The following is a 21458-nucleotide window of genomic DNA, read 5'->3' on the forward strand; positions in this document are numbered from 1 at the left end:
GTGATTCATGAAAAAACTTGTTCTGTTTCATGCAAGGAAAAAATCGGAAATTATTTTGTGGATGAATCAGGGTAATTTCTTATGTCTTATGGAGGGTGTTATCCAATTTAAAGCATTATTTGACCGTTGATTAATAAATTTTTTGAAATATTTTTGGATTAAGCGGTTTCACGGCCTCCATAACTATTCATTTTAGACACAATTTTGACGAAAATAGAATGGGGGTATATTACTTATCAAAGGTCGGGTGCTTGCGGATGAAGATAAAAACAAAATTAATTCTATCGTCTACGATTCTTGCGACGGTTACGGCGGTTATCGTAATCATTGCATTTATCACTTCGAACATGACGGAGAAGAGGTTCAGCAAGATTATTGAAGAGGATCAAAAGGTCATTTACAACCTGACCCAACTTGAAACTTTATTGACAGGGATTTCAAATGACGAGCGCGGCTACTTGTTGACCGGGGATTCGACCTTTGTAGATTCGTTAAAATCGAGACAGGAATCCGTTAGTAAAGTTATGAAAGAAACCAAAGTCCTAATGACGACTGAGGAAGATGTAAAGGTCTTCAACCAGATTGAAACCGGATATGTAATTTACACGGAAGCTGTGACACAGGTCTTAAACAAATTGGGGTACGATACGGGGTTTTACAAGGCGGTACCGTTTCGGGTATACGAAGCCGCGTTTAACCAGGAACGTGAGATTCGCAAATCTTTCAGTACGCTTATAGCGGAGTTCACGATCAATAAAAATGAAGCTTTGGCCAAGCAGGCCGATGAGATTGCCAGCAACAGCGAACTTCAGAATATGATGATTATGCTGATTGGTATGGCAGCCGTCGTTTATTTTGCGATCCAGGGATATCTTCTTACCCGTTCCATTCGTCCATTGAACCAGATGAGCGATCAGCTATTAAGAATCGCCGATGGCGGCGGTGATCTTGTTACCCGCCTGAACATAACCACGAAAGACGAGATCAGGGCGGTTGCCGACGCGTATAACAAGCTGGTCGAGGGGTTCCGAGCATTGGTTGTACAGGTGCAGGATACCGCTGGACAAGTCGGTACCGCAGCGTCGACACTGCACTCGACCACGGAGGAAATTCGTCAGGCATCTCAGCAAACCTCGGGCATCATGGAAGAATTGGCAGCCGGGGTTGAGAACCAGCTTCAGGATACGGAGGAAACGACAGCAACGGTAACGGATATGGCGGAAGGAATGAAGCATATCACGCTCGCCGCAAAAGACGTGTCCGGATTGGCAGCCACTGCGAACAAGTTAGCATCCGAAGGCGAACAGGCGATTATACATACGTTGAACCAAATGGAAGGCATCCGCACCAGTGTAGATCAATCCGCACAGTCGGTAAGAGCTCTTGGTGAAAAAGCCTCAAACATCGGGGCGATGGGACAAATTATTATTGAAATTGCGGAGCAGACTTCCCTTCTGGCTTTGAATGCTTCGATTGAGGCTGCTCGCGCGGGTGAGCACGGAAGAGGTTTTGCAGTCGTTGCTGCTGAGGTGCGGAAATTGGCAGACCAGGCTTCCAATTCCTCTGTTGAAATCAGGCAGTTTGTGCACGAGCTTCAACAGGATATTTATGATTTGGCCGGGGTCATGGAACAGGGTACACGCGAGGTTACAGAAGGCATGTCCGTGGCACAGGGAGCCGAGAGAGCCTTTAAGGACATCGAGCAGTCCGTTGTGGAATTGAATGAACAGATTCAAGGCGTAACCGTTGCAACCGAACAGATGAACTCCGGGGCTGATGATCTCGTTCATGCCATTCGCAGAATTCAGGAAGTTACAGAAACCACAGCCGGTGGAACACAAAGTGTCAGCGCTGCAACGGAAGAACAGTTGGCTTCCATGGAGGAAATTACCAATTCCGTAGAAGATCTGAACGTAATGTCCGGCAAGCTGCGACAGTTGATGTCCGGTTTTAAAGTATAAATAAGGAAAAATTGCATAAGGGAAAAATTGACCACCTTGCAGTCATGCATATTCTAGGCGAAAGAACCTACAATATGGATGACAGATAACGCAAAGGTGGTCTTCTCATGGAAAACAAGAAATGGGATCTGGTTGCCTTGGCATCCATACCACTCATCATGACGCTGGGCAATTCCATGCTCATTCCCATTTTGCCGCAGATTTCCAAAGTCCTGGGAATCAGCTCCTTTAAAGTCAGTATGCTCATTACGGTTTATGCTGTTGTGGCTATCTTGTTAATTCCGATTGCCGGCTATTTATCGGATCGGTATGGACGAAAGAAGATCATCATCCCAAGCTTAATCATTGCCGCATTAGGCGGAGCGGTATCCGCCGTGGCCGCATGGATGCTGAGCGGGACGACGGCGTATTATGTTATTTTGGCGGGGAGATTTCTGCAGGGTATAGGGGCCGCCGGTGCATTTCCCATCGTTATTCCGCTTGTGGGAGATATGTTTAAGGGTGAAGAAGAGGTCAGCAAGAGTTTAGGTATTATAGAAACCTCCAATACATTCGGTAAGGTAATCAGTCCGATATTGGGTGCTTTGTTAGGGAGTTTTATTTGGTTCCTGCCCTTTACAGCGATTCCGATTCTGTGTCTGATTTCACTCGTTCTAGTCATATTTCTTGTGAAGACACCAAAAACGAACAGCAACAATAATAAACAGTCCCTCCGTGAATTTTTGAAAAAGACAAAGCAGGTTTTGCACGAGAAGGGCCGATGGCTGTACGCGATTTTTGCCATCGGCGGTATCGCTATGTTCGGCGTGTTCGGTGTGCTTTTTTATTTATCAGAGACACTGGAGAGCACCTACAAACTGCACGGCGTGGTAAAAGGCCTTGTGCTTGCGATTCCGCTTGCATTGCTGTGTCTCGCGTCGTATCTGGCAGGTAAATTCACGGGCAAGAACAAGGCGGCCAAAAAATGGACAGGTTTTGCAGGTATGACCCTCTTAACCGCTTCCTTGATTGTGACCGGCTTCAGTTCACAGATTTATTTTGTGGTCGGTATGATGACACTGGGCGGCATCGGGATCGGCATGGTCCTGCCATGCATGGATACGCTGCTTACTGAAGGCGTTGAGAAGGAACAGCGCGGCACCATCACTTCATTGTACAGCAGCATGCGTTTTATCGGCGTATCTCTTGGACCGCCTGTTGTCTCACTGCTGCTCGGCGCGAATCATTGGGTGATGTTTGGCACCTTGGCCGCTGTTGCAGCAGTGGGCGGGCTCCTCACATTATTCGCCGTGAAGCCGGAGGCCAAAGAAGAAGACGACTCGTCGGGAGGAAATGCATACCGAGCGGATTTCAAGAAGCCGCAGGAATTCAAGAAAAAGGGTCTTGTCCATAAATAATGGACAAGACCCTTTTTTTGTATGGGCGAAAGCCGTTCACTCAAAATTGAATCGCTGCATTCTACTCCGTATACGGGTCAATTTCTTTGATCATACGATGCCCGGATGGTGTTTCCTCCCCTAGGGCGATTCTACTTATCGAGATCTACTTATTGAGCAGTCCCGTTTTGACGAGGTACTCCCGCGCTACCAGATCCTCGCGGTATCCTTCATCCACCAGCGCGTTCAACTCCTGCATGTTCTCTTCGTTGATCTGTCCGCCAAGCGCATTCAGCGCTTCGCGCACTTCCGGATACTTTTTCAGCAGATCGCTCCGCACAATGGCACCCGCATCGTACGGAGGGAAGAAGCCTTTGTCATCCTCCAGAACGAAGAGATTGTTCACCTTGACCTGTCCGTCTGTTGTATAGGCACTGGCAACGTCAAGGTCATTTTGGGCAATCAAGCGATATTTGATCCCCTGATCCATTCCTTTGACACGCTTGAAGTTCATATGGTACAGCTCCTTCAAACCTGGATACGTATCTGGCCGGTCCGTGAATTCAAACTCAGCGCCAAGCTCCATATTCTCAGATACCTTGGCAAGATCACTGTAGGTCCTGAGGCCGTATTTTGCGGCGGTATCCTGAGTAACTGCAAGAGCATAGGAGTTGTTGAATCCGATGGGCTCCAGGAATTCCAAGCCGTCTTGTGCAACGAGCTCTCTTGTGCGCTTAAGAGTCTCTTCCGCACTGCCGGTTTCCTCCAGATAATAGTTAGCCACAATGGTACCGGTATAGTCGGGATAGAGCTGTATGTCATTGTTCTGCAGTGCCTTCCAGGTTACGCTGGATCCCCCGAGATTTAGCGTTCGCTTGACGCTCAGCCCCGTACGGTCTTCGATCAGGTCTGCCATCATATGAGCCAGGATAATGTTTTCTGTGAAGTTTTTGGAGCCGATGACCAGATCGGCAGGACCGCTGGAACTTACGCCGGGGGATTGCGGATTGGTACAGCCGTTAAGGCTGACGGTCAACGAAACAAGTAGCAGTAAAGTAAGGATTCTAGAAGCGGCAGATTTTTTTGTGTTTTTCATGCGGTTTCCCTTTCGCTCCACGTTATATTTTCAATCCGCGCGGTGTTGTCCACTTCTCGAGGAGTCCGAGCAAATAATCCAGCAGCAGGGCCATAATGGCTGCCGGCAGCGCACCCAGGAGAATCAGTGCATCGATATTACGGGTGATCCCGAGAAAGATAAAATCCCCCAGGCCGCCAGCCCCGATAAAAGCCGCCAGTGTCGCGGTACCGACATTAATAACCGTTGCCGTCCGGATTCCTGCAAGGATGACCGACATGGCGAGAGGCAGCTGAACCCGTAACAGGATTTGGGTTCCCGTCATTCCCATGCCGCGTGCCGCTTCGATAACTGAGGGGTCCACATCCTTGATACCGGTGAAGGTATTGCGGATAATCGGCAGCAGTGAATAGAGGAACAGTGCGGCTATCGCAGTTTTCATGCCGATCCCGAGGAGCGGGATCATAAAGCCGAGCAGAGCCAAGCTTGGAATAGTCTGAAGAATGCTGGCTCCGCCTATGATCCAGGTTCGCAGGAAGCTATACCTGGATACCAGGATTCCGGCAGGAACTCCAATGATGATGGCGATGACCATCGAGATGAGAACGAGCTGAATATGTTCTCCAACGGATACCAGAAGCTCGCCCCACCGCAAAGAGAACTGACGGCCGATTTGCTCCCAGATGGATGAGGAATTCATGCTTCATCACCCCCTCCGGCCCAGTGGCTTGCAAAGGTGGAGATTAGAGTCCCGCGTGTGACAACGCCAATGAGCCGCTCCCGCTGGTCGACAACGGGAATGATGCCGAATGGGGCATCATTTACAGCGATTAAGGCATCTTTGGCCGTTGCCGTATCAGGCAGCGTCAGCTTCACGGGTTTCATAATTTGCTGCACAGTCGCCGCGGTATCGATGTTGGATTGCAGATCATAGGCCGATACCAGACCCGCGAGAACGCCATCTTCCGTTAGCACAAGCAAGGTATCCGTCTTCCGCTGGCGCATAAATGTGATGGCGCGCAGCGGAGACCGGTTCAGGCTAACTGTCGCCGGGTTTCTGCGCATCACTTCCGTAACCGGTATGAAAGTAGGATTTTGATAAACCCGATTCTTGCCGATGAATTCTTCAACGAATCCATGTCCCGGCTCCCGGAGCAGCGTCTCAGGTGAATCCAGCTGAACCATCGTTCCGGATTTCATCACGCCGATCCGATCTCCCATCTTAAGGGCTTCATCCATATCATGGGTAACAAATACAATCGTTTTCTTCATATCCTGCTGCAGCCGAAGCACCTCATCCTGCAGTTGTTCACGCGTGATCGGATCAAGTGCACCAAATGGCTCGTCCATCAGTATGATTTCGGGATCTGCAGCCAGGGCGCGTGCAACGCCGACGCGCTGCTGCTGCCCACCTGAGAGCTCTTTTGGGTATCTTGAAGCATAGGTGTCGGGATCGAGTCCGACCAATTCAAGAAGCTCATAGACCCGCTGCTTTTTCTTAGCCTTGTCCCATCCCTTTAAATCCGGGACCAGTCCGATATTCTGTTCCAATGTATAGTGCGGGAACAGCCCCGTCTGCTGGATAACATAACCGATGCTGCGGCGGAGCTCAACGGGATTGGTGGAACGGATATCCTTGCCATGAATCGTAATCGTTCCGCCAGTATGGGGAATCAGACGATTGATCATTTTCATGGTGGTTGTTTTTCCGCAGCCGCTTGGTCCGATCAGAACGAGAAATTCCCCCGACTGAATCTCGAAATTCAGTTCTTTAACAGCATGAAAGCCGTCGGAATAGGTTTTGCTGACGTTATCGAATGTAATCATAAACATCCTCCCTAGAACATGGGGGTTTCATATGGCTGTAACGAAAAATTCAAATAAAGCGCAAAAGTCTTCAGCGTAAGGCTGAAGACGGTTTGCACATGATTTTCATTTTGGCGTAAGTATGAAATCCAATTATCGTCATTGTGTCCGGGAGGTGGAAGCTTTATGCGTGAATGATCTGTGAATGGATGTTTACATGAGGGCAGCTCTGCCTGTTATGATCCTGCTGCCGCAGACTTGGTCTCCTCAAGTCTTGTTCGGGCTTTGGAGCGAGATTTGCCGATGATGTGCGCTAGGATATAGATCAGAATTAACAGTGCAAGCGCGAGGGCTGAATAACGGTACATGATGGCATACGATGTGGATTTGGCGATGGAACCGAGCACGATGGAGCCTATGGCAACACCGAAATCGAGGGAGTTAAAGAACATGCCGTTTGCCATGCCGCGCTGCAGGGGATGAACCTCCTGAATCATCCAGGTCTGGATGGACGGCTGAATGGCACCAAAGCCAAGACCGTAACATAATGCCGATAACAGCATGGTTCCGGTTGAGGATGCGAAGGTCAGGAGCAGCAGACCCGAAACCATCAGCACCGCTGCGGGCACAACGAGCGCTTTATGTCCATAACGATCATAAATTCTGCCGGAGAAGGGTCTGACCAGAATAATGGCGATCGCATTAAATAAGAAGAAATACTGGGGATTCCGAAGGTGAGCCTCGGCTCCGTACAGCGCCATGAAACTCAGCAGACCTCCGTAAGTAATGGACATTAAAAAGTTAAGAACGCTGGGGAGGATCAGCTTGCTGTTAAAGGAACTCCGTGGTTTATCTTCCAGGTGGACTGGCTCGGTTACGGGGCGCTCAGGTATTCGTCGTGCAGGCGCCCTGGACGTAAGAATGTAAGCGAGCGGGAAGATGAGGACATTGATGATAACGGTGATGATCACTAAGGGGGTGAAGCCGCCGCCTTGGAGCAATGTTAAACCGATCATAGGTCCGATCGACATGGCAAGGGTGGTGGATAATCCGAAGTATCCCATACCTTCACCCAATCGTTTGATGGGAATGACATCGGATGCCATCGTCGGAAACGAGGTGCTTGTCATACCGAATCCGATGCCGAACAAGATGCGCATCAGCAGCAGAAATACGATGCCGGATGCCCAATAGTATCCGAGCGTGGCTGCCAGAGATATCAGGAGTCCGACATAGAGAAGCAGCCGGAGCTTTCCTTTTTCAAGTGCTCTGCTTGAGACAAAGCGGGAAGCAATTGCACTGAAGGCGAAGAGGCTGGTAATCAGGCTGACCTGCAGGGGGCTTGCCATAAAAGTTTCCTTGGCATAAGCGGGCAGCGTGGTCAGCATCATCTGCAAGGTCAGAAACAGAAAGAGGTTGCTGACCATCAAGGTGATAAATTCTTTTGTCCATAATGGTTGTTTGGCTTTCATTTCATTCATGTGAAACATCTCTCCTGTTGTTGTGTATATGATTCATGTTGTTGTTGATGCGTGAGAGAGTGTCCCGGAACATCTCCAATTGACGACCGTCAATTCCTTCTATTATTTGGCGTCCGCATTCGCTTTCGATTGCGGTGGTAGCCTCGATCAATTCTTTACCGGTGTCCGTCAAATAGAGCTGGAAAGCTCGGCGGTCGTTAACCGATACGGATTTGCGCGTGTAGCCTTTTTTCTCGAGCAGATCCAGTATGCGGGTTGTCGTAGGTTGGTCTTTGTCCGCTTTTACGGCAACTTCCTTTTGGTTTAACCCTTCATGTTCGCCAATATGAAACAGGACCAGCCATTGTTCAGGGGTGATGTCAAAGGGTTTTAGGGCATTGGCAAACAATTGGGATGCACGGCGATAGGTGTAACCCAGGTGAAAGCCGATGGAGGGATTGTGTGTAGGTTCTTTCAAGAAACAAGTCACACCTTTCATTTTTAGATTATCGAAATAATAGTTGTCTTAACAATTATATGTTTTAACAACTAAATACGTCAAATCCTCATAAAATTTAAATCGTTTACATGACAGGGTTTCACAGGCCGATGTGGAATATGAAAATTGACGATAACATAGTTCTAACAATTGGGAGCTATATTTATATTACAAAACCAATATCCCAATACTCAGGAGGAATAAGGAATGTCACAATTGATTAATTTTGCCCACCGCGGCGCATCGGCCGTATGCCCGGAGAATACGATGGCAGCTTTTGCAAAGGGGCTTGAACTGGGAGCTACCGGGATTGAAACCGATGTCCAGATGACCAAGGACGGAAAGCTGGTTCTAATCCATGATGAGAGCGTAGCACGTACGACGGGAGCCGAAGGACTTGTCAAGGATTACACTTATGAGGAGCTCTCTTCATTGGATGCGGGTTCATGGTTTGGAGCTGCATTTCAAGGCGAGCGCATTCCGCTGCTGGAGGAATTGCTGGAATTAACAAAGAATCCGGGCACAATCGTGAATATTGAGCTGAAGAACGGGGCGATTCAATATCCGGAGCTGGAGAAGCGTGTAATCGAGGCAGTAAGACATTACGGCATGTCGGAGCAAATCGTCATCTCAAGCTTCAATCACTATTCGCTGGTAGAGTGCAAGTTAATTGATCCTGAAATCCGCACGGGCCTGCTGTATGGGGAAGGCTTATACAAACCGTGGGAGTATGCCAAGCTGGCAAAGGCCGATGCCCTTCATGCATATCATCGAGCGGTTCTCCCGGAGTGGGTAACGGAAGCGAAGCTGCACGGCGTTGTTTATCATCCATGGACGGTGAATGACGAGGAACAGATGAAGGCTTTGATCGATGCAGGCGTAGCGGGAATTATTACCGATTACCCGGATGTGCTCAGCGGATTGCTTCAAACCAAGGGAGTGTGACCCTGTGAAGAAAACATGGCTGCTGGGCTTTGGTTTTTTCAGCATCAGCATAACTTGGGCGCTATATAATGCTTTTGTGCCCTATTTTCTGGAGGATTACATATCCAGTGTCGCATTGATCGGTTTTTTTATGACAATTGATAACTACTTTGCTCTATTCTTGCAGCCATGGATTGGAAGTCGAAGCGACCGGACACATACCCGGTTTGGAAGAAGAATGCCTTATCTGCTTATCGGAATGCCGCTGGGCGCCCTGTTTACGGCGATCATACCGTTTCATACCGGAATGGCAACACTCATTCTGTTCATGGTTCTTATGAATCTGGCGATGAGCTTGTATCGTTCACCGACCGTCTCTTTAATGCCGGACATTACAGAAGAGAAGCGGCGGACAAGAGCCAACGGCGTTATTAATTTTATGGGTGGCATCGGATCGATACTGGCTTTTGGCGTGGGCTCGGTGCTTTACAAAGCCCATCAGTCCTTGCCGTTTATAGCCGCTGCCGGCATAACGCTTGTATCTTTATTTATCCTAATGACATTTATCAAGGAGAAGCGTGACGCACCCGGCTATCAGGCCCAGACTGCCGCCAAGCCCAAAGTTTCCTTCAGGAGCCAGCTCGATCGGACGACAGTGCTGCTCTTGGCGGCGATCTTCTTCTGGTTTGTAGCCTATCAAGGCGTAGAGACGCTGTTCACATTGTATGGCAAGAATGAGGTAGGGCTGACCGAATCGCAGGCTTCCTTCTCCTTAACGTTTTTTTCACTTGCTTTTGTGCTGTTTGCTATTCCAAGCGGATGGCTTGGCGGCAAATTCGGCAAAAAGCGGATGATTCTCATCGGTGTCAGCGGTCTGCTGATTGTTTTCTCGATGGTACCGCTGGTCGATTCGCTGTTATTGCTTCGCATATTGCTGACGGTGGGTGGGTTGTTCTGGGCATGCATCAATATCAATTCCTATCCATTCATCGTATCAACAGGATCGGAGGACAGCATCGGAACACGGACAGGGATGTACTATTTGGTGTCATCGCTCGCGGCGATCTCCTCACCTCCTCTTCTGGGCAAGCTCATTGATGGAATGGGGTATTGGATTCTGTTCTATTGTGCCGCGGGCAGCATGCTGCTCGCCTTGATCTGTGTACTGATGATTCGTTATCCGGAAACGGCAAGCCCCTCCACACCGAAGGGAGCGACTGCCGGCTTATCCTAGCGGATGAATATGTCGTGACCGAAGTTTTGGCTCCTGCTTGTTAGTGCGGAATAACATTGACGAGAGCCGGTTAGCGCAGGTAGAATCTTATATCAGATACACCCGTATCGGAATATGCCGGCGAAGGTGCAGGAGCTGATTCTTAGGTTGACTACTATTTATGATATTGCGAAGAAAACAGGCTATTCGCCTACGACGGTGTCCAAAGTCTTCAACAACTATCCGGATGTCAGGGAGAAGACGAGGGTCAAGATTCTGGAGACAGCGAAGGAAATGGGCTATCTTCCGAACGCGAATGCCAGGTCTCTAACGACCAAGCGTTCATGGACCATCGGTATACTGTTCGTAGAAGCAACAGGAGCGGGGATTCGTCACCCTTACTTTGGGGCTGTTATCGAAAGCTTCAAGAAAATCGCCGTCTCCAAAGGGTATGATCTGATGTTTATTTCCAAGGATGTTGGCGGACGGAGAAGCAGCTACGTGGAGCATTGTAAAATCCGCGGGGTCGACGGCGTAGTTGTCATTCTCTCGAGCAGCGATGATCCTGATTTCCAGGAGCTGCTGGACAGCGGCATCCCTTGCGTTATTCTGGATTCCTCGCCAGAGAAGGCCCATTCCGTCTGCTCCGATAACATCGAAGGAAGCTTGCAGGCACTTCGGTATCTGCATTCACTCGGACATCGCAGCATCGCCCATATCTCCGGCGGATTGAATACGTTTGCAGGCGAGCAGCGTCAGCAGGGCTATGAGCAAGCTCTTCGCGAGCTGGGTTTGACATTCAGGAAAGAATACATAACAAGCAGCGACTTCTTCTCCATGGAGAGCGGATATGATGCGATGAACGGGTTGCTTACACTGCCGGATCCTCCGACAGCTGTTTTTGCCGCTGGGGATTTACTTGCGCTTGGAGCTATTCGCGCCGTGCAGGATCGCGGCCTGAATGTGCCTGGGGATGTGTCGATTGTCGGGTTTGATGATATTGAGATGTCCCGTTACATAACCCCTGCGCTCACGACCATACGTCAGCATACAGAACAGCTGGGCGCTGTTGCCGCCGAGATTCTAACGTCTTCGATTGAAGAGCAAGATACCGCGGTGAAGTCGGTTATGCTGCCTGTTGAATTAATTATTCGGGATTCCTGCCGCCCGGTCACTTAGGTGAACCTGAAAGAGCAGGCCTATTTTTACACCATTTCGAAACCGGTTTCGAAATTAATTTAAGGGGGATACGAACATGGCAAATTACCGTTTTGAGAAGGATACCTTTGTTATCGAGCAATATGATCAAGCCAAGACCTTTTCCAGCTTTCTTCCGGGCATTGCAGGTTTGAAGGGAATTCCGATGTGGACTTTTTACGTGAATCGGGGTCAAGGGATATGCAGCTTCGGGATACGCGACAAGAACTCGCCGATTATGGAGTTTTCGCCAGCTAATATTGCATACAAGAATGTGTCTGCTACAGGATTTAGGACGTTTATCAAGCTTGCCGGGACCCCGTCCGTCTACGAGCCGTTTCAATCCTTTCAACCCGACCCGCAGGCGCAGCGAACGATGTTTATTCGTCAGAATGAGCTGGTGATCGAAGAAGATCATGCCGGAAACGGACTTCGCACCTCGGTATCGTACTTCCAGCTGCCTGGAGAAGACTTTGCCGCGCTGGTCCGTGAGGTTAAGATAACGAATGCTGGAACTCGGAACGTATCGTTTGAGCTGCTGGACGGTTTGCCGGAGATTTTGCCTTACGGTGTTGCGAACAGCGGCTACAAGGAGATCGGCAACCTGCTTCGCAGCTGGATGGAAGTGGAGAATCTGGATCAAGGCATCCCGTTTTATAAAGTGCGCTCCAGCACGCATGACGAGGCGGAAGTGAGCGAGGTTACGAACGGTCACTTTTATCTGTCATTTGATCAGCACGGGAAGTTAATCAAGCCACTCGTAGACTTCGAGCTGATATTTGGTGGGAATACATCACTAATCTATCCCGATCGCTTTGCCACAGCGTCCATCGAATCGCTGGCACAGACGATACCCTATGCTGTGAACAAAGTACCCTGCGGCTTTAGCGGCTTGCCGGCTGAGCTTGGGCCCGGGGAGTCGATAACCGTCTACACTCTGGTTGGTCATGTGAATGACATTACCAGAATCAATAAACGCTCAAATGATTTGTCCTCGCCTGCTTATATCCTCAGTAAGCGAATGGAGGCAGCCGCATTGACGCGCGAATTAACCGATGATGTTGCCACGAATACGGGGTTGCCGATATTTGATGAATACAGCCGTCAATCCTATCTGGACAATTTCTTGAGAGGCGGGTATCCGTTTATATTCGATAACGGGAAGGAAGGCGCCGTTGTCCATCTGTACTCCCGTAAACACGGGGATTTGGAGAGAGATTACAACTTCTTCTCGCTCGCCCCGGAGTATTATTCGCAAGGGAATGGCAACTTCCGGGATATGAATCAGAATCGACGGAATGATGTGTTCTTTAATCCCAAGGTGGGCACATTCAATATCCGGATGTTTTTCAGTCTGATCCAAGCTGACGGGTATAATCCCTTAAGCGTGGAAGGGACCAAATTCCGCGTGACTGAAGGTATGGAGGAGCAGCTGGAGAAGCTGCTGCGCGCCTCGGTGTCCGGGGATGGGGATTACGACAAGCTGAAGGCGGTCTGTGGCGGCGATTATACGCCAGGGAACATCATAAACGCGATTGCGGATCAGGGCATTGAATTGTCCATCGGCGAGGAACCCTTCTTATCCAAACTGCTCACCATCTCCGATCAACATTTTGCAGCATCTTTTGGTGAGGGATTTTGGTCGGATCACTGGACATATAACATGGATTTGGTTGATGCCTACCTTAATATTTATCCTGACCGTTGTGAGGAACTGCTGTTTGGCGAGAAAACGTATTCGTTTTTTGACAGTCCGGTTTATGTGCTTCCGCGGCACGAGAAGGTTGTGATCAGCCGTGGCAAGGTTCGTCAATATGGTGCCCTGCTGGAGGATGAGGAGAAGCTGATGAAGCTGGGCAGAAAACGGAACGCGGCGGAATGGCTGCGGGTTGACGGCGGGAAGGGTAGCATATACCGTACCCATCTGTTTGTCAAAATGATCTCATTATCACTCAGTAAAATGGCTACACTCGATCCGTACGGAATGGGGGTCGAGATGGAGGCCAATAAGCCGGGCTGGAACGATGCAATGAACGGCTTGCCGGGCTTGTTTGGTTCAGGCATGAGCGAGACGATGGAATTGAAGCGCATGGCGGCTTTTATTGTGGATGCTGCTGAGCAGTTCAGCCGGCATACCATTCAAGTACCGGAAGAGATTGCTTCCTATTTAGAAGGTGTATTTGCTGCCGTGCAACAATATCATTCCGGGGCATTGGATTCTTTCCGTTACTGGGATCAGGTGGCGGGATTACGCGAAGCCTACCGCGCTTCCGTAAGGTTTGGCATTACAGGCCGCGAAGTCGAGTTGCCGGTGAAGGACGTGAAGATCATATATGCTGCATTCCTCAGCAAAATTAATGAAGGGATTGAGCGTGCGGAGCAGATGGGAGGCGGAATCGTGCCGACCTATTTCCGGTTTGAAGTGGAGCAATTTGAGGAGATACGGGATGCGGAGGGGAATCCGGTGATAACCGGATACGGCCTGCCTGCCGCTAAAGTACTCGGGTTCAAACCCTATGCGCTTCCGCACTTTCTGGAGGCGCCAGCCCGGGGAATGAAACTCGCCGGTGAGGAACAGGCTAGAGCGATGTATGAGCGAATCAAGGCTTCCGAGCTGTATGATCCGGAACTTGGGATGTACAAAACTTCCGTTAGCCTTGAGGAAGAAAGCGACGAAATCGGGCGCATTCGTGCTTTTACAGCCGGATGGCTGGAGCGAGAATCGGTATTCTTGCATATGACGTATAAATATTTGCTTTCTTTATTAAAAGCCGGCTTGTATGACGAGTTCTTCTCGGAGATCAGGTTATCGCTTATTCCATTTCTGGACCCGGCAGTGTATGGACGAAGTACGCTGGAGAACTCCTCCTTTATTGCAAGCAGCGTCAACCCGGATCCCCATGTCCATGGACGCGGTTTTGTGGCTAGACTTAGCGGATCGACGGCCGAATTCCTCAGCATGTGGATTACGATGATGGCAGGGAAGCAGGTATTCCGTTACGAAGACCATCAGCTTCAGCTGCATTTGAACCCCGTGCTCCCGGCTTGGTTGTTCGATGAGAACCATGAGGTATCTTTTACTCTCCTCGGTTCCGTCAAGATTACGTATCGTAGTAAGCGCACCGCCAATACGTATGGACAAGATGGGGTTCGTATCCAGCGTTTGACCCTGACGACAGTGGATGGAGATCAGGTTGAGGTAGATGGGCCGATTCTTTCAGGGAAATGGGCACATGAGGTTCGTAACGGGAATGTCCAATCGATTCAAGCTGATATGGGGTAAAATAGTATCCCCAAACCAACAGACCGCCAGGCAGCAGCCGGGCGGTCTGTTAGTTTTCCTGAAGCTGCCCTTTATTCCTCGGGCGGCTTTTTATGTTTGGTTGTTAAGATGGAGCTAAACGAAATGCCTATGGCAACACCAATTGCTATCCCGATGGCGATGTTATTCATGGCGACGCCAATCGCAATGCCGACGCCAATTCCTATACTTATGCCTAATGCCGTATTGTTCTTTTTCTTTTCCATATTGCTGTCACCTCCGTCTTCATGATGCTGCTATACCGTTACTTCGCCGGGTCTCCAATCATCCTTGTCCTTGTGCTGGAGGATGTTGATCACAGCCATAGAAATACGGCTGCTTCGTATTCTTTCACTTGCAAGTCCTCTTGCTGCAACCCATAATAGGTATATCGATTTGCATACATAAATGAAACATCATCTTAGAGGGTCAGGAGGGGGCTGCATGCAGTGGATTGCAATGCTGACGATGCTGATTGATCATGTGGGGCTCGTGTTTTTTCCAGGCCAGGAGATTTGGAGAATTATCGGCCGCATTGCTTTTCCGATTTATGTATACGCTCTGGTTCAAGGACATCATTATACTTCTTCCAGGCCCAAGTATATCATGCGGCTGGCTATCATTGCAGCGATTTCCCAAATCCCGTATCAGCTTGCTCTGGATCCCGGGGGACTGAATGTGGTCGTAACGCTGGTTGCCGGAGCATTGGTGCTGTATGTGCTGGAACGCTCGGAGTCTTTGTTGCTATCAACGATGCTGGTCGTTGCCGCCTGCGCCTTGATGAGTGAATTTCCGTTTGATTACGGGGCTTACGGTTTGCTGCTGATCTTGATTTTCCGTTATGCGCAAGCCAGCTGGCTTGTTGTTCTTCATATTTTATTAAACGTGATGTTCTGGTTTCTTAATAACTGGGAACTTCAGATGTGGAGTGTGATTCCGACGGCGATGATAGCTTATGGTCCGCATCTATGGAAAAAACTTGAGTCCATCCGGGTAAGCCAGTGGGTATGGCGTTCATTTTATCCTCTGCATTTACTGGCGATTGCATTATTAAGGGTATTTATATAGAGAGGTCCTGATTAGGTCATACCTAATGAATGGAATCCTTTACAAGGAGAGACATACATGTTGAATATAGCAATTGCTGCATGCGTCCTTTTGTTTGCTGCAGCGGGTTACATTGCGTTCATGAATTCCAGAATAATTGCGGATAAAAAACGGGAAGCATACATTCCTCCGCCCCCTTCGGAATATACCGTTTATATGACACCTCAATTCTCCGAGGAGGACAAAAGATCTCTTGCTCCCATCGGCGTGATGGAATTCCGTGATGCGCAAGGGATGATGAAGGTTTATCTGTGCCGGGTTAAAAATGAGAAGGATGACTTGCAGCTGGAGCAGGCCGGTAACGTATTTCTTCATCACCTGACCAAGGCCAGAGATACCGGCGCACTCATGTTTTACCGTACAGTGGAGGAAGCGCTGCAGGGACCGGAGGAGAAAAGCTTGACGGACCGAATCTCTGTGGTCGCGAAAAAAAAGGCGAGAACAGAATAAGGCTTTCCGGGTCAATCCACCTACTTGCGGGGTAATAAAGAATTAAAAGACCGAAAGGAGATTTTCCGAAATGAAAACATTTAAAATCGGAAGGACATCGGTCTCCGTCTTTATAGGCGATATTACGACATGGACGGGCGACATTATCGTCAACGCTGCCAATTCGGGACTGCTGGGCGGAAAAGGTGTGGATGGCGCAATTCATAGCGCCGGAGGACCGGAGATTATGGAGCAGTGTATGGAAATTCGCAAACAGCAAGGCGGATGCCCGCCAGGCAACGCTGTTATTACGGGAGCGGGCAATTTGCCTGCCCAGCACATCATTCACACCGTTGGCCCGATATGGGAGGGTGGTGGACGGCGTGAGGAGCATACTCTGGCCGAATGCTACCGCAATAGCTTACTGCTTGCAATAGAGGTCGGTGCGAGAAGCATTGCCTTTCCTAATATAAGCACAGGTATCTATGGGTACCCTAAAGCTCCTGCTTGTGATGTTGCGTTAAAGGCGGTTACCAAACTGCTGGAGGAGGATCTTCCGGATAACCGTCTGGAGCGGATAGACTTCATTTGTTTTTCTCCCGAGAATGAAGAGCTCTATGCTCATTGGCTTGAGCAATTCATCCAGGAGAAGGAGGCGCAAATATAAAAAGCAGGGGCGCAAATTGCGCCCCTGCCGTTTGTTTGGATGTCCTTACATATGATAAGAGCCGTTTGGCTCAAACAATACCCATTCCAGCATGGTGATCATATCGTCAAGACGAGTTTCCTGATGGAGAAGGGAACTGCGCTGAGGACTGTTCTCTTCAAGAGACGTTAGTCGGGTCTGCAGCATTTTCTTTTGCATTGTAAGTTCATTGATCTTGGATTTGATTTGATTTTCTGTTCGCATGGTATAAATCCTTTCGTTTGGTATGAAATCCACCACTTTACCCAATATTATAGCATTTGATGCTGCTTATGACGAAGGAGCGGGGCCGATATGACAAATGAAAAGAATATGAAGAAAATCGCGGCAGAGCATGCAGCGAAGTATGTGCAGGATGGAATGAGGATAGGCCTCGGTACAGGGTCTACTGCTTATTACGTCATTTTAAAAATTGGAGAGATGGTCAGAGGAGGACTTAACATTCAGGCAGTGGCTACCTCTGAAGCATCCGAGAGGCTTGCTGTTGAACAGGGGATATCCCTGACACCCGTACAACATATGGATCGTCTGGATTTGACCATTGACGGAGCGGATGAACTGGATGATCGTCTGCGGTTAATTAAGGGCGGAGGCGGAGCGCTTCTTCGGGAGAAGATTACCGCCTATCAAAGTGACCGGCTCGTGATTGTCGCCGATGAGGTCAAGCAAGTAACTCAGCTAGGAGCTTTTCCACTGCCTGTTGAAATTGTACCGTTTGCTTATGAGTGGACGGTTCAGTCACTGGCCCGGCTTGGGTGTTCGGTGCAGATACGCCGCAACCTGTCCGAAGGGTTTTATGTCACGGATAATGGGAACTATATTGCGGATTGCAAATTCCAGCTCATTACCCACCCCGAGGAATTGAGTATGCGCCTTGGCTCCATTCCGGGCGTAGTGGAACACGGGCTGTTTATCGGTATGGCGGATCAAGCAATTATTGGCTGTCAGGATGGAACCGTTCGGATATTGCATTCCGGCAGCTCTGAGGCGAAGAATATATTTGACAGTTGATCCGGCGTTCATTAACCTTAATTACATGATATCTTTCGGAGGGTGAAGTATGTCGGATATTCAAGAACAAGAGGACTACCCATTATATTTGCTGGTGGTGCTGGCTAGAGCTTATAACGCAGTCATGACGCATTCAAATCGGAGCATCAACAGTCACGGACTGAATTCCACGGAATTTGGTGTGCTGGATGTGTTATACCACAAGGGGCCGCAGCCGCTGCAGAAAATCGGTGAGAAGGTACTGATTTCCAGCGGTAACATTACATACGTGGTGGACAAGCTCCAGAAGAAAAACCTGCTCGTCCGCCGGGCTTCTGCTGAGGATCGCCGCGTTATTTACGCTGAGTTAACCGCGGAGGGGAAAGAATTCTTTGAAGCCATCTTCCCGGTTCATCAGGAGCTGATGGTGAAGGTGCTCAGTGGTTTGTCGGAAGACGAGAGAGCGCAGGCGGCCGTTTTGCTGCGGAAGCTGGGTATCAGTGCTGAGAAGATGTTATAGTCCTAGTTAAAACAGATTGGAGATCAGTATGCTTAAAGATATAACTACGCAGGCTATGCAGCAAGAAGTGAAGGAATTGCTGGAATACTCGGTCTTTCCGGATCCAGAGGCGGTGGAACGCGCGGCCTCATCTTATCAGACCGGTGAAAGCCGGCTATTCGGATATGAAGAAGACGGGCTTCTAGTGGGAGTCATCGGTTTTGACGTTGAGCAGGACGAGCTTACGATAAGACATATCGCGGTTCTTCCCGAGAATCGGGGTAAGGGGTACGGACGGGGCATGATTCTGGAACTGCTGCTTGAGCTTCAGCCCAAACCGGATCGTGTCATTGCGGAGACGGACGAAGAGACCGTGGACTTTTACCGCAATATCGGATTTGAGGTTTACAGCCAAGGGGAGAAATATCCGGGTGTAGAGAGATTCCGTTGCATTTATGAGGTCGAGGAATCAGAAGAATAAGCTGTTATTGACATAGAAAGCATGTTCATCGTTGTGAAGTGGAATTAAAATTGCCCATTCGAGACAATATACCGTTTCCCGTTCAAGGCATGATTCATATAATGTCGTAACGAGCGGGCAGGGGGTGAACATGTTGGTGTACCATTATACCGCTGTCGGCGATTCCTTGACCTTCGGGTTTGGGGCCATGCCAGGCAGCGGTTTTGTTCCGTTATACCGCCGGATGGCGGAGGAGAAGCTTCGCCAGTTCGTAGCCCACGAAAATCTGGGAGTCAACGGATTAACCTCGGATGAGTTATACGATCGGGTGGTTCAGTCTCCGGCTTATCGTTATCATCTGCAGCAGGCCCAGATTATAACGATATCCATCGGGGGCAATGATCTGATACGTGCCGTGAAGTCCACCGGGGGGCGTCCGAGCCGGGAAGTGCTGGATGCTGCATTGTATCGCTGTCAGAATCATGTAGCAAACATCGTCGGACATATCCGGAAAATAAAGTCACCTGTTAGCAAGCCGTATTATATTCGTGCTATCGGTTTGTATAATCCTTATCCGGTCTGGACAGAAGCTACGGAATACGTAGTTCGGTTCAATCGGCATTTGTTGGGGTTAAGTGATGGCTATTTTCGTATTGCTGATGTGTACTCGCAATTCTCAGGCAGAGAGAAGGAACTGCTGTCGGTGGATGGCATTCATCCAAACAGCCGAGGGTACCGAGTCATTGCAGAACAGCTAAACCGGCTTGGGTACAAGCCTCTGGGTTGAAAAATGTTTCATCAGACAAAAAGGGCGTCCATTGGTCATTTGACCAGTGAGGACGCCTTTGTTGTACGTTCCTGTATGTTCTACAATAATTTCCGGAAAAAACTCCGTACAGCCCATTTGCGTTCCTGCCGTTTTTTATATTTAGGCAGTGATCGATAAACGTCCAGCGATTCCTGATAAGATTTCTTGGCATCCTCGGTCCTTCCGAGCGATTGATACATATAACCAAGTAAATAGTAGGCCTCGCTTGAGGAGGAGTGAATGGAGTGGAACTGCTCCAAATATTGCAGCGCTTTCTCGCGGTCAGTATCTCGGAACGTATCAGCGAGGCGCAGATAAGGCCGGCCATATTTGACCCTTGGGTTGATCTCCAGTGCATGAAGAATATCAGCCTCGCCTTGAGCGATGCTGCCGGTATGTAAGCGAGCGCTGCCCAGATCGTCCCAGAACTCGGCGGAATCCTCCGAGCTTGATTGAATGGATTCGAGAAGCTGCAATGCTTCCCCATGCTTGCGCCGCTCCAGAAGCAACCTGGCAAGCTCATGCCGGGATGAGACATCGCTTGGGCTGACTGCAATCTGTCTGCGCAGCTTGGAGATATTTCTTGCACGTTTGATCGGCTTCGTAAAGCTTGGGAATATACCGACAAAACGGCGATCCAGCACATAGACAATGAGAAGCAGAACCAGGATGGCTGTAAACGGATTGCCGAAAATGTAAAACAGAAATCCAAACAGTATTAATTTAATCAAACAGATCCCTCGATTTCTATAGAATGTATAGCACAAATTATACCATATCATGAATTTTTTTAGGATGAAATGTCTTCGGTTCTATAGACCTTGATGGCATGCGCATGTCGGAATAGGTCATAGGTATTGAAAGACGGTCGAAGATAACCGATATAGTGTAGTAAAGAGGTGATAATCATGGCGAAAAAGGGACAGATATTCCATCATTACAGTTTCGAAACGAAGAAGAAGGCAGTCGCCATGCGGCTGGAAGGAATGACTAAGAAAGAAGTAGCATCCGCCTTGCAAATATCAGATATCGGACGGCTGAAAGTATGGATGCGTAAATACCGTGAATTTGGCGAGGAAGGTTTGGTCGATCGTCGCAGACGAAATTCAACTCCAGACCATGACAATGAGCGGGATGAACAAGAGCAGCTTGCACAGGTTTAAGAAGTTAACAGTTACATGAAGGCGTGATGAACGACGGATCGTTTCATTACGCCTTTTTGATATGGGATCAAGGAGAAGGAATGGCGTTCAACAAACCCCTCTCCAGACACATCTGGGCCAAATCACTATTCTTATTTCGAACAGGCGACAGCCTAGTCCACTTATAAGCCACTGACATAACATGTGGTATGTTCAAAAAAGGAGGGATTCATGTGAGCGGAGTAGTAGAAGGTTATGGCGGTTATGGATATGGTTCTTCTGTTGGTGCTATTTTGGTGTTATTCATCTTGTTGGTGATCATTACTCGCGCATTTATCTAATCCATCTTTTGAATGAACAATTCAAATGAATCAATAGGTGAATACCAATCAGGCAGCATGAGCAGTCACAACGACAGACCGTTCCAAGGGAAGGACCGACTCCTTTGGACGGTCCTGTTTTTTTTGGAGAGAACTGTCTGTGAAAAATAAAGTTATTCATCGCG

At 48.9% G+C, this 21458-nt stretch carries 23 protein-coding genes; 15 read left to right on the forward strand and 8 right to left on the reverse strand.

What is annotated here, in order from left to right; all coding sequences use genetic code 11:
* The first annotated feature begins 257 nt into the window (after positions 1-257).
* Together B9D94_RS09355 and B9D94_RS09360 are read left to right on the forward strand one after the other, a co-directional pair.
* Complete coding sequence (locus tag B9D94_RS09355; protein ID WP_006211415.1) at positions 258-1961, forward strand: methyl-accepting chemotaxis protein; 1704 nt, start codon at positions 258-260, stop codon at positions 1959-1961.
* A 107-nt stretch (positions 1962-2068) separates the two neighbouring features.
* Entirely contained in the window at positions 2069-3358 is a 1290-nt protein-coding gene (locus B9D94_RS09360; RefSeq protein ID WP_006211414.1) for a bacillibactin exporter BcbE, read from the forward strand.
* 145 nt (positions 3359-3503) lie between these two features.
* Here the strand turns inward: B9D94_RS09360 and B9D94_RS09365 are convergent, their stop codons facing one another.
* The 5 genes from B9D94_RS09365 to B9D94_RS09385 form a co-directional block, all read right to left on the reverse strand.
* Positions 3504-4433 (reverse strand): glycine betaine ABC transporter substrate-binding protein, encoded by a 930-nt coding sequence (locus tag B9D94_RS09365; protein WP_148246894.1) that lies wholly within the window; start codon positions 4431-4433, stop codon positions 3504-3506.
* Positions 4434-4455: 22 nt separating this feature from the next.
* Positions 4456-5112 (reverse strand): ABC transporter permease, encoded by a 657-nt coding sequence (locus B9D94_RS09370; RefSeq protein ID WP_006211412.1) that lies wholly within the window; start codon positions 5110-5112, stop codon positions 4456-4458.
* On the reverse strand, positions 5109-6239 hold the full coding sequence (locus B9D94_RS09375) for an ABC transporter ATP-binding protein (RefSeq protein ID WP_148246895.1): 1131 nt from the start codon (positions 6237-6239) through the stop codon (positions 5109-5111). The genes B9D94_RS09370 and B9D94_RS09375 overlap by 4 nt, the downstream gene beginning before the upstream one ends.
* Positions 6240-6454: 215 nt before the next feature.
* Positions 6455-7699 carry an MFS transporter gene (locus tag B9D94_RS09380; RefSeq protein ID WP_148246896.1) on the reverse strand — a complete coding sequence of 415 codons (1245 nt, stop codon included), beginning with the start codon at positions 7697-7699 and terminating at the stop codon, positions 6455-6457.
* Positions 7692-8156 carry a MarR family winged helix-turn-helix transcriptional regulator gene (locus B9D94_RS09385; RefSeq protein WP_006211409.1) on the reverse strand — a complete coding sequence of 155 codons (465 nt, stop codon included), beginning with the start codon at positions 8154-8156 and terminating at the stop codon, positions 7692-7694. Before B9D94_RS09385 ends, B9D94_RS09380 begins: the two co-directional genes overlap by 8 nt.
* Positions 8157-8384: 228 nt before the next feature.
* On the opposite strand from B9D94_RS09385, the gene B9D94_RS09390 reads away from it, so the two are divergent.
* From B9D94_RS09390 to B9D94_RS09405, 4 genes are all read left to right on the forward strand, one after another.
* Positions 8385-9122 carry a glycerophosphodiester phosphodiesterase gene (locus tag B9D94_RS09390; protein ID WP_036641986.1) on the forward strand — a complete coding sequence of 246 codons (738 nt, stop codon included), beginning with the start codon at positions 8385-8387 and terminating at the stop codon, positions 9120-9122.
* 4 nt (positions 9123-9126) lie between these two features.
* Positions 9127-10335, forward strand: a complete 1209-nt coding sequence (locus B9D94_RS09395) for an SLC45 family MFS transporter (RefSeq protein WP_006211407.1) — start codon at positions 9127-9129, stop codon at positions 10333-10335.
* A 147-nt stretch (positions 10336-10482) separates the two neighbouring features.
* Positions 10483-11493 carry a LacI family DNA-binding transcriptional regulator gene (locus B9D94_RS09400; protein ID WP_148246897.1) on the forward strand — a complete coding sequence of 337 codons (1011 nt, stop codon included), beginning with the start codon at positions 10483-10485 and terminating at the stop codon, positions 11491-11493.
* Between the two features lie 76 nt (positions 11494-11569).
* Entirely contained in the window at positions 11570-14794 is a 3225-nt protein-coding gene (locus tag B9D94_RS09405; protein ID WP_148246898.1) for a cellobiose phosphorylase, read from the forward strand.
* Between the two features lie 71 nt (positions 14795-14865).
* Here the strand turns inward: B9D94_RS09405 and B9D94_RS30935 are convergent, their stop codons facing one another.
* Positions 14866-15039: a glycine zipper domain-containing protein gene (locus B9D94_RS30935; RefSeq protein ID WP_172963930.1), complete on the reverse strand. Its 174-nt coding sequence runs from the start codon at positions 15037-15039 to the stop codon at positions 14866-14868.
* A gap of 217 nt (positions 15040-15256) precedes the next feature.
* Between B9D94_RS30935 and B9D94_RS09410 the strand changes: the two genes are divergently transcribed.
* The 3 genes from B9D94_RS09410 to B9D94_RS09420 all read left to right on the forward strand — a co-directional run bounded on the left by B9D94_RS09410 (position 15257) and on the right by B9D94_RS09420 (position 17015).
* Entirely contained in the window at positions 15257-15880 is a 624-nt protein-coding gene (locus B9D94_RS09410) for a TraX family protein (protein ID WP_148246899.1), read from the forward strand.
* 57 nt (positions 15881-15937) lie between these two features.
* A complete protein-coding gene (locus B9D94_RS09415; protein WP_148246900.1) occupies positions 15938-16369 on the forward strand; it encodes a hypothetical protein in 432 nt (143 codons plus the stop codon).
* A 70-nt stretch (positions 16370-16439) separates the two neighbouring features.
* A complete protein-coding gene (locus tag B9D94_RS09420) occupies positions 16440-17015 on the forward strand; it encodes an O-acetyl-ADP-ribose deacetylase (protein WP_006211402.1) in 576 nt (191 codons plus the stop codon).
* 45 nt (positions 17016-17060) lie between these two features.
* On the opposite strand, the gene B9D94_RS09425 is transcribed toward B9D94_RS09420, so the two are convergent.
* On the reverse strand, positions 17061-17258 hold the full coding sequence (locus B9D94_RS09425) for a hypothetical protein (RefSeq protein WP_006211401.1): 198 nt from the start codon (positions 17256-17258) through the stop codon (positions 17061-17063).
* Between the two features lie 90 nt (positions 17259-17348).
* Between B9D94_RS09425 and rpiA the strand changes: the two genes are divergently transcribed.
* From rpiA to B9D94_RS09445, 4 genes are all read left to right on the forward strand, one after another.
* Positions 17349-18065 carry a ribose-5-phosphate isomerase RpiA gene (gene rpiA, locus B9D94_RS09430; protein WP_148246901.1) on the forward strand — a complete coding sequence of 239 codons (717 nt, stop codon included), beginning with the start codon at positions 17349-17351 and terminating at the stop codon, positions 18063-18065.
* A 49-nt stretch (positions 18066-18114) separates the two neighbouring features.
* Entirely contained in the window at positions 18115-18564 is a 450-nt protein-coding gene (locus tag B9D94_RS09435; protein ID WP_063480046.1) for a MarR family winged helix-turn-helix transcriptional regulator, read from the forward strand.
* A gap of 28 nt (positions 18565-18592) precedes the next feature.
* Positions 18593-19024 carry a GNAT family N-acetyltransferase gene (locus B9D94_RS09440; protein WP_006211398.1) on the forward strand — a complete coding sequence of 144 codons (432 nt, stop codon included), beginning with the start codon at positions 18593-18595 and terminating at the stop codon, positions 19022-19024.
* A 130-nt stretch (positions 19025-19154) separates the two neighbouring features.
* Positions 19155-19790: a GDSL-type esterase/lipase family protein gene (locus B9D94_RS09445; RefSeq protein WP_063456013.1), complete on the forward strand. Its 636-nt coding sequence runs from the start codon at positions 19155-19157 to the stop codon at positions 19788-19790.
* Between the two features lie 80 nt (positions 19791-19870).
* Here B9D94_RS09445 and B9D94_RS09450 read toward each other — a convergent pair whose 3' ends face one another.
* On the reverse strand, positions 19871-20542 hold the full coding sequence (locus B9D94_RS09450) for a tetratricopeptide repeat protein (protein ID WP_063480044.1): 672 nt from the start codon (positions 20540-20542) through the stop codon (positions 19871-19873).
* Between the two features lie 177 nt (positions 20543-20719).
* Between B9D94_RS09450 and B9D94_RS09455 the strand changes: the two genes are divergently transcribed.
* Positions 20720-20974, forward strand: coding sequence for a helix-turn-helix domain-containing protein (locus B9D94_RS09455; RefSeq protein WP_006211395.1), 255 nt, complete (start codon positions 20720-20722; stop codon positions 20972-20974).
* A gap of 212 nt (positions 20975-21186) precedes the next feature.
* On the forward strand, positions 21187-21294 hold the full coding sequence (locus B9D94_RS09460) for a YjcZ family sporulation protein (protein ID WP_006211394.1): 108 nt from the start codon (positions 21187-21189) through the stop codon (positions 21292-21294).
* Positions 21295-21458: the final 164 nt, after the last annotated feature.

Origin of the sequence: Paenibacillus sp. Cedars, from assembly GCF_003184205.1 — a bacterium.
GTDB classification, from domain to species: domain Bacteria; phylum Bacillota; class Bacilli; order Paenibacillales; family Paenibacillaceae; genus Paenibacillus_AQ; species Paenibacillus_AQ glucanolyticus.